We start from the raw sequence: 12,611 nt of genomic DNA, 5'->3' as shown, positions 1-12,611 counted from the left end.
TCATGGTGGTTGATCGTTCCTACGCTCTGCGTGGGAACGCAGCCATGCGACCCAAGAGCGTCCGGTGAGGCATTCCCACGCAGAGCGTGGGAACGATCACCGCGTGAGTATCACCACTCGGCAAAACTGCCATCGGCATGGCGCCAGATCGGGTTGCGCCAGCGGTGGCCGACAGCGGCGCGTTCGATCACATACTCCTCGTTGATCTCGATCCCCAAACCCGGCCCATTGGGGATCTTCACAAAGCCTTTGTCGTAGTCGAATACCCGCGGGTCTTTCACGTAATCGAGCAGGTCATTGCTCTCGTTGTAATGGATGCCCAGGCTCTGTTCCTGAATGAACGCGTTGTAGCAAACCGCATCCAGTTGCAGGCACGCCGCCAGGGCAATCGGGCCCAGCGGGCAATGCAGCGCCAGCGCCACGTCGTAGGCTTCGGCCATGTTAGCGATCTTGCGGGTTTCGGTGATGCCGCCCGCGTGGGACGCATCAGGCTGGATGATGTCGACGTAGCCTTCGCTGAGCACACGCTTGAAATCCCAACGCGAGAACAACCGCTCACCGAGGGCAATCGGTGTGCTGGTCAGCGGCGCCAGCTCCTTCAGCGCTTCGTAGTTTTCACTGAGCACCGGTTCTTCGATGAACATCAGTTTGTACGGGTCGAGTTCCTTCATCAGCACCTTGGCCATCGGCTTGTGCACCCGACCATGGAAGTCCACGCCGATGCCGACATTCGGGCCCACCGCATCGCGCACGGCGGCAACGTTGGCCAACGCCAGGTCGACTTTCTCAAAGGAATCGAGGAATTGCAGTTCTTCGGTGCCGTTCATTTTCACTGCGGTGAAACCACGGCTGACCGCTTCTTTCGCGGCGCGAGCAGTGTCCGCCGGGCGATCACCACCGATCCAGGAATAAACCCGGATCTTGTCCCGCACCTGGCCGCCCAGCAAATCGCTGACCGACACCCCCAGCGCCTTGCCCTTGATGTCCCACAACGCCTGGTCGATACCGGCCAGCGCGCTCATGTGGATCGCCCCGCCCCGGTAGAAGCCGCCACGGTAGAGCACCGTCCAGATGTCTTCGATGTTGCGTGGATCTTTACCGATCAGGTAGTCGGACAATTCCTCGACCGCAGCAGCAACGGTGTGCGCGCGGCCTTCAACCACGGGCTCGCCCCAACCGGTCACGCCCTCGTCGGTCTCGACCTTGAGGAAGCACCAGCGCGGCGGAACGATGAAGGTGGTGAGTTTGGTGATTTTCATCTCTATTGTCTCTCTTGTAGATGCAGCGCTCACAGCGCCAGAAAGTCTTAACGCAGAGCGTTCCATGCAGCGACATATGCCTTGGCGCGCACCGCTACTTCGTCAGCCGTCATGCCCGGTTTGAACAACCCGGAGCCGAGACCGAAACCTTTGACACCGGCCTCGACAAACACCTGCATGTTGTCTGGCGTAATCCCGCCCACTGGCACCAGCACCGTCCCCGCAGGCAACACCGCCAGCCAGGCTTTCACTACAGCTGGGCCCATCTGCTCGGCCGGGAACATCTTCAGCACATCCGCCCCTTCGGCCAGCGCGGCAAAGGCTTCGGTCGGCGTTGCCACGCCCGGCGACAGGAACAGCCCTGCTGCCTTCGCCGCGCGCAACACCTTGGCATCGCTGTGGGGCATGACGATCACCTGGCCGCCCGCCGCTTTCACCTGCTCGACCTGTTCCGGCGTCAACACCGTGCCCGCGCCGATCAGGCAATCGGCGGGTAATGTGCTGCGCAGGATGCGGATACTTTCGTACGGTTCAGGGGAATTAAGCGGCACTTCGATGACGCGAAATCCGGCCGAATACAGGACTTCGCCGACGGCTGCCGCCTCTTGCGGACGCAGGCCACGCAAGATCGCGATCAGACCGTTTTGTGCCAATGCTTGCTTGAGCATGTCAGACCTCCAGTCAGGTTTAACGGGATGAGGATGTCGTGATCAGTCCGGCGGCGACCGCCAACTGCCACAAGCCGCGTTCGGTAGCCTGCTCGGCCAGGGTCACCCGGGTAAAACCGCAGGCGTCGAGCGCCCGGCTGTAGCGAGCGCAGAGTTGAGCGTTGCCGATGAGGATGATCGAGGGCAGGTGCACGCTATTGCGTCGACGCCGCTGAACATTGGCCAGGGCCGACAGTTCATGGCCGATCAACAGGCCGGACAGATAGTCCGGCTGAGCGGTAGCGCTCAGCTCGCCGGTCAGCCCCAGGCTGCGGGCACTGAACAACGTCGACAGCGGCCCGATCTCGCCATCCGCCGACAGCGCCACTTGCACGCCACGGTCAAAAGCATCGCCATCAAAAGCCCCACCGCGCTGCTGAGTGCGCCCCAGAATGCTGTGTTCGCTGAGTACGGCGAAGACTTCGCCGGTCATGAAGGTATCGAAATGCACGATGCAGCCGTCGGCCACTTGCACCCATTTCGAATGACTGCCCGGCAGGCCTATCAGCAGATCCCTACCCGCCTCGCCCGGCAGATTCTGCAATACGCCGAGGACCTGGGTTTCCTCGCCACGCATAACGTTGGGCAAGTGCGAACGCTGAATCACACCCGGCACGATGTGCACATCGACACCGCGAAGACTGCGAACGGTTTGTAGGGAAGTTCCGAGATTGGCGACGTTCGCCGGCGTGTCGCAGTAGGCCGCTTCGCGCCAGCCCTGAGCGCTGCCGACCATGCCACAGGCAATCACCGGCACATCGGGCTGCGCGTCGAGCCAGTCACCGCAAGCCTCATCAAAGGCCAGTTCAAAACCGTCGGCGCATGCCTGACCGGCGATGGTTCGCGGCGTCTTGGGCAACTGCATGATCCCGGACGACAGCGCACGCTGTTCCAGCACCTGGCCACCGAAGCCGAGTTTGTAAGCACGTAATGAGGTTGTCCCCCAATCGAGCGCGATCAATTGCGCCAGCATCGCTTCACCTGTTTTGTTTTTTGGCAGTGAGTGAGCTGGACTATAGACCTGGACGCAGAGAAATCTCAATATATAAATATCATTCCCACATTATGGGATTTACAAATATAGCTAGATTTTCTTCGCCAAAGCTCTGCAACTCGGCCTCACCCACCGCGTGGGTTAGACCGCCGAGATTGCTGATTTCAGTCAGGGGTATACGTACTGGAAATCGGCCTTCGATGAGGGAAAGGCCGGGGTTTTCAAGATCACCGTGAGGCAGGCACTTGATGGTTTGATGAGCGGTAACTGGGAAGCGAGTGTGCAGTAAGGCTGCTTGCTTTCTGACAAGAAGCCTAACCGTTCGCTATTACTCTTTAGCAGCTGCCTTCAACAGATCTGCTGTCGGCACGCGCATAACATTTGAGAAGTATGTTTTGTAACGAGTGGTATGAACTCTGAACGTGCACAACATGAACTCACGCTTATCGAGAATCTCACGCAGTGCTTGACCGGTGAGAATAGTCTCTTTCCCTTGCAGTTCCTCAGCCTCGCGGAAGAGGATCATTGAAATATAATGCTCACCTGAAGAGTCTTTCACAAATTCGACAGTCCCTCTTCCAGAGCGTTTTATGTAATGCCCGACGGAAAAGTCAAGATCATCTTCCAGCGCACATACCAATCCCTCACCGATCTTGGACTTGAACAAACCCAAAAGCTCTGTATCACTGGTAAACCTTATCTGATAGGAATTACCACTCGGTGAAGTTTCCACCTTCTCGTAATGAAGCGTCGCGATGGGTCTTCCGTGTTTTGAAGAGCACGAAGCACACAACACCATAAAAAGACAAAAAACAAAATTGCGCATAGTTATTTCTCTTTAAAGTAGCTGAGTATGGACTCCGCCAACAACTGGCGAGCAGACTTTCCACCGTCTAACGGCTTCGCGAACATAATGTTCGCATCTGCATGATTGACATCCACCCTGCCACTTACATTCGGACCCGACGTAATCTCCCATTGCTCACCGAAGTCCGCAACAAAGTCAGACACGTTCCGGTCGTTTACTTTTGCAGCTCGGACATTGATCCAGAATTCTGCTTTGGGTTTAGGAGTCAACCTGTAAATATTGGAAATGCCGTAGACAATTTTCCCTTCGCCCACCGGGTCCAGAGTAATCAACATCCTTATTTTGTACCCCTTATCCGTCAACACACTGGAGAGGTGTGCACCGTTCCAGCCACCCAGACTGTGTCCAACAATATAAACCGCTGTGGAGGTGTCAGGAATTTCACTCAGAACATTTTTTGCCAAATCTTCATCAGTTATAAATTTATTGTAGGCCATTGCCCGTACAGGGCACCGACAGAGATAGTTCAGAGCATCAGCATCCGCCAACACGTCGTCACGAACATAACTGACGTTCCAGTTAGGACCACTCAAGTAGTAACTTTCCTGATCCCCAGCCCCACCGATAAAAAAGATAAATATTTTCTTTACCGTAATGGCAACCTGCTTCACCGAAGTGTCTTTTGGGTCTGTCAGTGGATGATCGCAAACCTGTCTTTTCGGCAACGCTTCCTTCGCTGCCGCGTTTTCACCTGGCATCCCCAATTACTCCACAAACAATTTAATGGTTTCAGCCAAATGCGAACTGACAGTATGGGTAAACCCGGACGCATCCGTGATGCCATGCTCTTCGCTGCCGTCCCCACGCTGAATGGTGTAGGGGTGATAGGGAACCGGCTCTCCAGTCGCCTCATTGACCACTTGCAACCTGTCCGTGAAATGCACCGGCATCGGCAACAACCCACTGAACGTGGCGCCTCCCCCGCTTTGCCCAATAATGACGGTGCCGGAGCCTCCAACCACCACGTTGCCATGCCCGCCCGTACTATCGAGCGTTGCAGCGTTGAGGCCATTGATAAATACCGTGCTGGAGACCGCGCCGGTGATCGGGCTGCCGCAGGCGGATTTATCGGTCATTCGGGCAGCGCCGAGGCCGTCGAAGAACACGTCCGGGGAACCAGACACGATCGGGTTGGTGCCATGGCCCGACAACGGGCACGCGGTCGGGTCGGTGACGCGCGCAGCGGGTTTTCCACTCAAGTCAAAGCTCCTTGCTACTGAGGTTCAGGGTGAGGCTGATAGATATCAATGTCGGCCGCGGCGAAGCGCCAGCGGTTATCGACCGGGTCGAATAGCGCGTGACAATCGTCATGGCTGTCGGGAGATGAAACGTTGTGAAGGGTTTGCCAGGCTTCGGCGACTTGCCATTCCATATCCGCATCCGAGACGCTGTCGAAGTCATTGAGCCAAGCGTTGTAGTCGCGCAAGCCGATCCGGTTATAGGACGTCTGCAGCAGGCTAGTCATTTGCGGGCCGAAGTCGATGTAATGCTCTGCGGTCCATTGACCGATGTCGGAGTAGACGTACCAGCCCATGGGCAACAATGTGCCATCGTTCAATAACGATTGATCCGCCAGGACAACGAAGCCACAGCAGACGTGCAGCGTCAGCCAGCCCTGATGATCCTGGATCAACTGATTTGGATCGAACGTGCGAAGCGGGACAACGCGGTACTCCTCAAGACCGCGACTGCGCGCCATCAACTCGGCATCCAGACGCGAGACGAACGCCCGGATCGCCTTACCGCCCGTGCGATTGAGGGTGCAAAGGATGTCCACCGGCTGGCGATGGCGGTCGTCCGTGGAGCCGAGTTTTTTCACCAGGCCATACAAACGCATCGTCGCCCGAAGTCCGCTCATCGCCAGTCACTCATTGACGCGGCGAAGGCTCCACGGGCGTGGAGAAAGGGTGCCAAAGGCATTGCAAGTGTCGTCCGTGAGCGCGCAAAAGGCGCACAGAATGCAGGACTAGAGCGGTGTAGACAACCGATGCGTGTCAGATCGCCATCAATCGATCAGCCGCCCTCGGCAAAATCCCTTAGCACCGCCCCATCCATCCGATACCGCACCCACTCTTCCTGCGGTTGTGCGCCGAGGGATTTGTAGAATTCAATCGCCGGTTTGTTCCAGTCCAGCACGCTCCATTCGAAACGGCCGCAGTCATTGGCACAGGCGATTTTTGCCAGGTGGCGCAGCAAGGTTTTACCGGCGCCGCCGCCCCGTTGTTCAGGGGTGATGTAGAGGTCTTCGAGGTACAGGCAATTGCTGCCCAGCCAGGTGGAATAGCTGAAGAAGAACACCGCGAAGCCGATCGGCAGGCCATCGCGCAGGCAGATCAGGCCATGGGCGGTGGCGCCTTCGCTGAACAGGCTGCGCTCGATGTCGGCGACGCTGGCGATGACTTCGTGGCGGGCACGTTCGAAGTCGGCCAGTTCAGTGATGAACGCGAGGATTTGCGGAGCATCGCTGGGGGTTGCCGGGCGGATTTCGATCGTCATGGACGTGCCTTGTCAAAAGTTGAAAACGCCATACTAAGTCCGCGCGCGGCGCTCGTCACATTTGAAATGATGGAGGGGGCCTTTGTGGCTAATGTCGATTCGCTAAGTAATCTCAGCCGTAACACACTCTCCGTAGCAGCTGCCGAGCCTGCGAGGCTGCGTTCGGCTGCAAAGCAGTCGTCAAACCAGAACTTGCGGTGCGTCAGGCAGACCGCGTCAGCCGGATTCACGACTGCTGCGCAGCCGAACGCAGCCTCGCAGGCTCGGCAGCTGCTACGGATTGCATTTACGGTTTAACTTACTGGCATTGGAGCAAGCTCCCTCGCCACAAAAGCGTTTTCATACTTAGGACATTTATGAGCACCGCCGCTTTCGCGCCTCTGCAGAATCTAGCCTCTGAACTGCTGCCCCATGCGCTGGAACCTGGCGAGGATGGCGCCCACGATCTGTCGCACTTGCAACGGGTATGGCACAACGTGCGCACGCTTCATGCTGAAGAAAGCGGTGATCTTGAGGTCCTGCTGGCCGCCGTGCTGTTGCACGATTGCGTGGCAGTGGAGAAGAACTCGCCGCTGCGTTCCCAGGCGTCACGGCTGGCGGCGCAGAAAGCGTCGACAGTGCTGACAGCCATGGATTGGCCTGACGCAAAAATCACCGCGGTCGTCCATGCCATTGAGGCCCATAGCTTCAGCGCCAACATCACACCCACGACCCTCGAAGCCCGAATCATCCAGGACGCCGACCGCCTCGACTCGCTTGGCATGCTCGGCGTGGCGCGTACTTTCTACATTGCCGGGCGCATGGGCAGCGCGCTGTACGACCCTGTGGACCCGGAGGCAAACGAGCGGGACTACGATGACAAACGCTTTTGCCTCGATCATTTCCAGACCAAATTGCTGCACCTGGCGGACGGCTTCCAAACGACCACCGGCCAGCGTCTGGCACAGGTTCGCCATCAACGCTTGAAGGGATTCATGGAGCTGTTCAAGGAAGAAATCGGCGTCGGCTGAGGAGCCAGAGCCACACCGCTCGTCGTTCATCAGGCACCAATCCCGGTCGGGGACGGACCAATATCGAGTAAGGGCTCGCCAATGCGAGCGAGGAGCAACACTCGTCCATCCCAACCAAGAGGTCACCATGAACGTCGATAAAAACCTGGAAAAAGAAGTCCTGACCCGCCTGCTGCATGCCCATCCAAGCGGCTTGGGCAAGGAGGTTCTGGACAATTACCGGGGGGAGAAAGTCGTGGCCAGCACCCTTGCGACGCTGCAGGAGCGTGGGCTGATCCAGCACGGTCATGTGATCTGCAACGAAGCCGGCGAGCACTCGCTGAACCTGCCGATCAAACTCAGCGCCGCTGGGGTTGAGGCGGCGCGCAAACTGGATAACTAACCGAGCAGGAGCTGGCGAAGCCTGCGCCAGCTCCTATAGCCAGGAGAAATCCCATGCCTCGTGGAAGCAAAGACAAATACACCGCCGAGCAGAAACGCAAGGCCGAACACATCGAAGAAAACTACGAACGCAAAGGCGTGTCGAAAGATGAAGCCGAGGCCCGCGCCTGGGCGACGGTAAACAAGCAGTCGGGTGGCGGTGAGCGCGCCGGCGGCTCGGGACGCAAGAAACCGGCCGCTGCCAAGTCTGCCGATCGCAAGGAATCAGCCCGCCGTGCAGTCGCCACCCGTGAGGGCAAACCGCGCAACAGCAAGGCGTCACGCGATACCCAGACGGTGGACAGCCTGATGAGGGAAGCCCGGGCGAAGAAGATTCCGGGGCGCTCGAGCATGCGCAAGCAAGAGTTGATCGAGGCGTTGCGCAAGGCGGGTTGAAAGTCAGGATTAAGGGTGAATTTGAGGGCCGATGGCGGCTGATCAGGCGCTGAAAGTTTCGCGGATCAACGCGTCCACCTCCACCGCCCCCGGCGAAGTCGCCGGCCCCCAACGAGTGACCGCCAACGCCGCTGCCGCGTTCGCCCGCCGTGCCGCTTCAGCCGCCGACAAGCCCTGCGCCAACCCGGCCACAAACACCCCGGCATGGGCATCCCCCGCACCGTTGCTGTCGACGGCCGAGACCTTGAATCCCGGCACCTGCCGACGGTCGCCATGCTGGTTGATCCAGCAACCCTGCGGCCCATCGCGAACCACCATCAGGGCGTCCGTCGGCAACTGATCCGCCAAAATATTCAACGCCTCGGCAGTGTCCGACGTCCCGGTAAACCGAAGCGCCTCGACACGGTTGCTGGTCCACAGATCGATGCGCGGCAGCAAGGCCTTCATCAGCGGTGCGTCCGGCGAATCCACCAACGGTCCCGGATCGAATACCACTTTGATCCCGTCCGGCAACTCCAGCACCCAATCCACCAGCACCTGAGCCTTGCCGGCATGCAGCAGGCTGTAGCCGCTGACATAGACAAAGTCGCCCGCCTCGGCCGGCACACTGGCCAGGTCTTCGGCGGTCAATTCGCCTTCGGCACCGATGTAGGAAATGAACGTACGTTCGGCCGAGGCTTCAGTCAGTGCGACACACAACCCGGTGTCGCGCTCAGCACGGTGAGCGATGCCGATCCGAATGCCTTCTGCCGCCATCGCCTCCCGGGCCAGATCACCAAAACGGCCGTTGCCATGGCGCCCGAGGTAAACCACCGGCAAGCCGTTCCGTCGGGCCGCGGCCATCACATTGAAACCGCCGCCCGCCTCGAAACGGGCGGATTGCGCCAGCGCGTCACCGCCCGAATGAGGCAATCTATCCACGGCCATGACCAGGTCGATGATGACCTGGCCGGTGTGCAGCAGCCTAGACATGCGCAGGCTCGAGCAACGCGGTACGACGGTCCTTGGCGCCGCCGAGCACCCAGTAAATCCCGCCAGCCACCACGAACGTCACGATCCAGCCCAAGCCGTTGTGGCCCAGCCATGAGTCGGACAGGAAGCCCCGGAACCAGACATCTTGTTCAGTGGTGCCAATGGTGGTGAAGCTGAAACCCAACACAATCGCCACCGCCCACGCACCGAATGCACGCCACTCGACGCCGCCGCGATACCAGTAGGCGCTGCTCGGGCTGACGTCCAGCAGGTCCTTGGGGCTGTAGTAATGACGATGGATCAGGTCGACCACGAAGATCCCGACCCACGCCGTGATGGGCACCGCCAGCAAGGAAATGAAGGTAATGAACGGACCGTAGAAGCTCTCGGCGATCAGCATGAAGTAGATCGAGCCGGCGAAGATCGCCACGATATCGACCACCACCGCGTACACGCGCTTGACCTTCAGACCGAGGGTCAAGGTGGTCAGCCCGGCGGAGTACACCGACAGGTTGTTCGACAGCAGTAGCCCGCCGAACGCGGTGATCAGGTACGGCACCGCCATCCAGCTCGGCAGCATGTCGCGGATCGCGACAATCGGGTCAGTGGCCGAGGCCAGATCGTTGTTACCCACCGACAGCAGACCGCCAAGGGTGATCAGCAGCACCAGCGGAATCCCCGCACCGAACGCCGCCGACGCCACCAGGCGCACCGCTTTGACGCTGCGGTGCTGGTAGCGCGACATGTCCGCGCCGGCGTTGGCCCAACCGATCCCGGTGCCGGCGGCCATGGTGCCGATGCCGATGATCATCGCGCTCAGCGGTGCTGGCGTGGCATTGAATACGGCGCTCCAATCGATGGTCGCGCAGAGGAAACCACCGACCAGGATATTCAGCGCACCGAACACATAGGTTGCCCATTTCTGGATCACCAACAATGTGGCGTGGCCGAGACCGGACACCGACAACGTCAGCAGCACGAAAATCGCGATGAACACCAGGGTCAGCAGCGGCGCGCTTTTGGCTTCCACCGGCGAGCCGAACACTATCGAGCACAGCGACAGCAGGACGAACGCGGCGGTGGTGGTATTGACCGTTTCCCAACCCAGGCGCGACATCAGCGAGACCAGCGTCGGGCCGATATTGCCACGTACGCCGAAGATCGCTCGCGACAGTGTCAGGCTCGGTGCGCGGCCACGACGACCGGCAATGGAGATGATCCCGACCACCGCGAAAGAGCCGGCGGCACCAAGGATCGCGACGATGATCGCTTGCCAGATCGCCAGGCCGCGAAAGGCCACCAGCGTGGCACCCAACGGCAAGCCGAGAATGGAAATGTTGGCCGCAAACCAGACCCAGAACAGTTGCAGCGGATGACCGTTGCACTCCCCTTCCGGCACCGGTTCGATACCACGGGTTTCCAGTTGTCCGGCGCTTTGCCCGGCGTTCGATGAACTCATGAAAATGCTCCTTGCAATTGTTATGGTGTGGGCAATCTCGGAGGACAAAACAACAGCCGGCCGTCCTGCCCGTGTTTGTGCGTTCCATTGCGGGTGAAAAATTCAAGTATGCGGCGTGTTCATCGCGGGCAAGCCCGCGATGGGGCCAGTCCAGTCAACGTAAAGCCAACAGTCCTTTTACCAACGGTTCCAACTCCAACGAGTTAACCGCTTTAACCTGCTCGATCATCGCCACCGGCCAACTCTCAAGCCCCAGACAGGCCCCGAGCATGGCGCCGAGCATCGCCGCGATGGTGTCGGTGTCACCGCCCAGGCTCGCGGCCATGCACAGCGCTTCGAAGGCCGTCATCTCGCCGATGGCCACTTGCTGGGCCAGCGCAAACGACACCACCACCGATTCCTGTGAGGCCACCGAAGTGCCGATCACGTCGTACAGCAAATCCGCCAGCAACGCCTTGTCGCTGTCGATGCCGATGCTCCGCGCCCAACTGATGCGCGAGGCAATCCGCCCGCCGGCGACCCAGTGGCCGTGACTTTCTGCCTGCTGCGCGAATTGCTGGCCAAGGTTCAACGCCTCGCCCAGGTCCATGCCGTTGATCCCGGCGGAAACCACTGCCGCCACCGCCGCCGCACTGGCAATCCCCAGCGTGGTGTTGTGGGTCACCTGACAGGCTTGCACCACGGAGCGGATGAAACGCTCAGGATCGGCGACATCGGCCGCAATCCCCACCGGGGTGATGCGCATCGCCGCGCCATTGGTGGTGCCGTGGCGCCCGGCCTCTTCCAGCGAGTGGCCGGCGAGGATCATTTCGATCGCGCGTTTGGTCGAAGGGCCGAGCAAGTCTTGCGAGCCCTTGGCCTGCATCCCGGCTTCCCATTCGATCAATCGTTGGGCCAGTACCGCCGGTTCGATCCGGCCCTCGCTCTCGATCAACAACCGAGCGACCAGAATCGCCTGCTCGGTATCGTCGGTGATAGAACCTTTGGGCAGGTTCGCGGCAATCGGTTGATCGGGGCCGGCGTCTTGCAGATCGGTGATTTCAACGAAGCGCGCCTTGATGTCGGCGCGGCTCAGGGATTGGGTCGGCATGCCCAGCGCATCGCCCAGGGCCAGTCCATAGAACGCGCCGAGGGCACGGTTGAGCGCGGTCACTTTGGAGCTCCAAACTGCAAGTGCAGACGAAAGTGCACCGGATCGAGCAGGCTTTCGACCTGCTCCATGAAACGGTTCTGACGGTCGTAGGTGGTGCGCAGGGCCTTGAGGAACACCGTGCCGACCGGGCGCCCGAGCAGTTCGGCGTCTTCGGCGTTCAAGGGTTCGGCACCGATCCACTGATCGCCGTGCTCGCCGACATAGCCGTAGGCAGCCAACGTGATGGTCAGGGAGTTATCAATCAGTCCCACTCGCGGCAGGCCTTCCAGGCCTCCGGTCGCGGGCATTAACGCGCGTTCCAGAGACACCAGCGTACCGTCGGTGGCGCGCCGGCGACGGTCGAGGGTGATGAATTGATCGGTGCCGAACCGCGACAGCAGGTCAGGACGGGTCACCGCCTCCAGTCGCAGCACTTCGGTATTGATCAACGCCCCGCTGTCCGCCAGTGCCTGGGCCCAGCCGCTGCTCTGATCGAGCACTACGCCGTCGTAAGTAACGATGGAACCGACTCCGCTTTGCGTGGTGATGTAGTGACGCCGCTTCAGTTCGGCCAGGGCTTCACGCAGCGTGCCGCGGCTGACCTTGAATTCTTGAGCCAACTGATGTTCACCCGGCAATAGCAAGCCGTCCTCCATGAGGCCGCTTTCGATGCGCCGGACAAGCTCATCGATAATCCGTTGTTTCTTGTCAAATCGTACCTGTCTAACCATGTACAAAGTGATAACCGAAAGGGATTAGGGCGAGCAAGGGATATTTTGTGGCTGGATTGTGTGGCAGACAGACCGCTTTCGCGGGCAAGCCTCGCTCCTACAGGGGGATCTGCACGGTACTGTAGGAGCGAGGCTTGCCCGCGAAGGCGTCGGCACATCCAGTATCC

At 59.7% G+C, this 12,611-nt stretch carries 15 protein-coding genes; 3 read left to right on the top strand and 12 right to left on the bottom strand.

What is annotated here, in order from left to right; all coding sequences use genetic code 11:
* Positions 1-110: 110 nt before the first annotated feature.
* The 8 genes from dgoD to AC1DIS_RS25415 all read right to left on the bottom strand — a co-directional run bounded on the left by dgoD (position 111) and on the right by AC1DIS_RS25415 (position 6,324).
* On the bottom strand, positions 111-1,259 hold the full coding sequence (dgoD, locus tag AC1DIS_RS25450; RefSeq protein WP_007903915.1) for a galactonate dehydratase: 1,149 nt from the start codon (positions 1,257-1,259) through the stop codon (positions 111-113).
* A 47-nt stretch (positions 1,260-1,306) separates the two neighbouring features.
* Positions 1,307-1,927 carry a 2-dehydro-3-deoxy-6-phosphogalactonate aldolase gene (locus AC1DIS_RS25445; RefSeq protein WP_018926189.1) on the bottom strand — a complete coding sequence of 207 codons (621 nt, stop codon included), beginning with the start codon at positions 1,925-1,927 and terminating at the stop codon, positions 1,307-1,309.
* 19 nt (positions 1,928-1,946) lie between these two features.
* A complete protein-coding gene (locus AC1DIS_RS25440) occupies positions 1,947-2,939 on the bottom strand; it encodes a 2-dehydro-3-deoxygalactonokinase (protein ID WP_477743475.1) in 993 nt (330 codons plus the stop codon).
* Positions 2,940-3,288: 349 nt separating this feature from the next.
* The gene (locus tag AC1DIS_RS25435) at positions 3,289-3,786 is read right to left on the bottom strand and encodes a hypothetical protein (protein ID WP_064616615.1); all 498 of its coding nucleotides are present in this window, start codon (positions 3,784-3,786) and stop codon (positions 3,289-3,291) included.
* Between the two features lie 2 nt (positions 3,787-3,788).
* Positions 3,789-4,526, bottom strand: coding sequence for an alpha/beta hydrolase family protein (locus AC1DIS_RS25430; RefSeq protein WP_064616613.1), 738 nt, complete (start codon positions 4,524-4,526; stop codon positions 3,789-3,791).
* A gap of 6 nt (positions 4,527-4,532) precedes the next feature.
* Positions 4,533-5,027 carry a PAAR domain-containing protein gene (locus tag AC1DIS_RS25425; RefSeq protein WP_477743476.1) on the bottom strand — a complete coding sequence of 165 codons (495 nt, stop codon included), beginning with the start codon at positions 5,025-5,027 and terminating at the stop codon, positions 4,533-4,535.
* Positions 5,028-5,041: 14 nt separating this feature from the next.
* Positions 5,042-5,686: a hypothetical protein gene (locus tag AC1DIS_RS25420; RefSeq protein ID WP_064616609.1), complete on the bottom strand. Its 645-nt coding sequence runs from the start codon at positions 5,684-5,686 to the stop codon at positions 5,042-5,044.
* A gap of 155 nt (positions 5,687-5,841) precedes the next feature.
* The gene (locus tag AC1DIS_RS25415) at positions 5,842-6,324 is read right to left on the bottom strand and encodes a GNAT family N-acetyltransferase (protein ID WP_018926195.1); all 483 of its coding nucleotides are present in this window, start codon (positions 6,322-6,324) and stop codon (positions 5,842-5,844) included.
* Between the two features lie 356 nt (positions 6,325-6,680).
* Between AC1DIS_RS25415 and AC1DIS_RS25410 the strand changes: the two genes are divergently transcribed.
* From AC1DIS_RS25410 to AC1DIS_RS25400, 3 genes are all read left to right on the top strand, one after another.
* The gene (locus tag AC1DIS_RS25410; protein WP_019582749.1) at positions 6,681-7,334 is read left to right on the top strand and encodes an HD domain-containing protein; all 654 of its coding nucleotides are present in this window, start codon (positions 6,681-6,683) and stop codon (positions 7,332-7,334) included.
* A 127-nt stretch (positions 7,335-7,461) separates the two neighbouring features.
* A complete protein-coding gene (locus AC1DIS_RS25405; RefSeq protein WP_018926197.1) occupies positions 7,462-7,716 on the top strand; it encodes a hypothetical protein in 255 nt (84 codons plus the stop codon).
* 53 nt (positions 7,717-7,769) lie between these two features.
* Positions 7,770-8,150 (top strand): Rho termination factor N-terminal domain-containing protein, encoded by a 381-nt coding sequence (locus AC1DIS_RS25400; RefSeq protein ID WP_477743477.1) that lies wholly within the window; start codon positions 7,770-7,772, stop codon positions 8,148-8,150.
* A gap of 42 nt (positions 8,151-8,192) precedes the next feature.
* Here AC1DIS_RS25400 and AC1DIS_RS25395 read toward each other — a convergent pair whose 3' ends face one another.
* The 4 genes from AC1DIS_RS25395 to AC1DIS_RS25380 all read right to left on the bottom strand — a co-directional run bounded on the left by AC1DIS_RS25395 (position 8,193) and on the right by AC1DIS_RS25380 (position 12,444).
* Positions 8,193-9,122, bottom strand: a complete 930-nt coding sequence (locus tag AC1DIS_RS25395) for a PfkB family carbohydrate kinase (protein WP_477743478.1) — start codon at positions 9,120-9,122, stop codon at positions 8,193-8,195.
* Entirely contained in the window at positions 9,115-10,581 is a 1,467-nt protein-coding gene (locus AC1DIS_RS25390; RefSeq protein ID WP_018926200.1) for a purine-cytosine permease family protein, read from the bottom strand. The genes AC1DIS_RS25395 and AC1DIS_RS25390 overlap by 8 nt, the downstream gene beginning before the upstream one ends.
* 154 nt (positions 10,582-10,735) lie before the next feature.
* Positions 10,736-11,734 carry an ADP-ribosylglycohydrolase family protein gene (locus AC1DIS_RS25385; protein ID WP_477743479.1) on the bottom strand — a complete coding sequence of 333 codons (999 nt, stop codon included), beginning with the start codon at positions 11,732-11,734 and terminating at the stop codon, positions 10,736-10,738.
* Complete coding sequence (locus tag AC1DIS_RS25380) at positions 11,731-12,444, bottom strand: GntR family transcriptional regulator (protein WP_138867004.1); 714 nt, start codon at positions 12,442-12,444, stop codon at positions 11,731-11,733. Before AC1DIS_RS25380 ends, AC1DIS_RS25385 begins: the two co-directional genes overlap by 4 nt.
* Positions 12,445-12,611 lie beyond the last annotated feature (167 nt).

It is taken from the genome of Pseudomonas sp. 05N433 (genome assembly GCF_056396925.1).
Note: the sequence above shows the minus strand (reverse complement) of the source record. Positions and strands in the feature narration are given on the sequence as shown.

Bases quoted from the DNA above. Each gene is read 5' to 3' on its own strand.
- dgoD (WP_007903915.1), bottom strand. From the start codon at position 1,259: ATGAAAATCACCAAACTCACCACCTTCATCGTTCCGCCGCGCTGGTGC.
- AC1DIS_RS25445 (WP_018926189.1), bottom strand. From the start codon at position 1,927: ATGCTCAAGCAAGCATTGGCACAAAACGGTCTGATCGCGATCTTGCGT.
- AC1DIS_RS25440 (WP_477743475.1), bottom strand. From the start codon at position 2,939: ATGCTGGCGCAATTGATCGCGCTCGATTGGGGGACAACCTCATTACGT.
- AC1DIS_RS25435 (WP_064616615.1), bottom strand. From the start codon at position 3,786: ATGCGCAATTTTGTTTTTTGTCTTTTTATGGTGTTGTGTGCTTCGTGC.
- AC1DIS_RS25430 (WP_064616613.1), bottom strand. From the start codon at position 4,526: ATGCCAGGTGAAAACGCGGCAGCGAAGGAAGCGTTGCCGAAAAGACAG.
- AC1DIS_RS25420 (WP_064616609.1), bottom strand. From the start codon at position 5,686: ATGAGCGGACTTCGGGCGACGATGCGTTTGTATGGCCTGGTGAAAAAA.
- AC1DIS_RS25415 (WP_018926195.1), bottom strand. From the start codon at position 6,324: ATGACGATCGAAATCCGCCCGGCAACCCCCAGCGATGCTCCGCAAATC.
- AC1DIS_RS25410 (WP_019582749.1), top strand. From the start codon at position 6,681: ATGAGCACCGCCGCTTTCGCGCCTCTGCAGAATCTAGCCTCTGAACTG.
- AC1DIS_RS25405 (WP_018926197.1), top strand. From the start codon at position 7,462: ATGAACGTCGATAAAAACCTGGAAAAAGAAGTCCTGACCCGCCTGCTG.
- AC1DIS_RS25400 (WP_477743477.1), top strand. From the start codon at position 7,770: ATGCCTCGTGGAAGCAAAGACAAATACACCGCCGAGCAGAAACGCAAG.
- AC1DIS_RS25395 (WP_477743478.1), bottom strand. From the start codon at position 9,122: ATGTCTAGGCTGCTGCACACCGGCCAGGTCATCATCGACCTGGTCATG.
- AC1DIS_RS25390 (WP_018926200.1), bottom strand. From the start codon at position 10,581: ATGAGTTCATCGAACGCCGGGCAAAGCGCCGGACAACTGGAAACCCGT.
- AC1DIS_RS25380 (WP_138867004.1), bottom strand. From the start codon at position 12,444: ATGGTTAGACAGGTACGATTTGACAAGAAACAACGGATTATCGATGAG.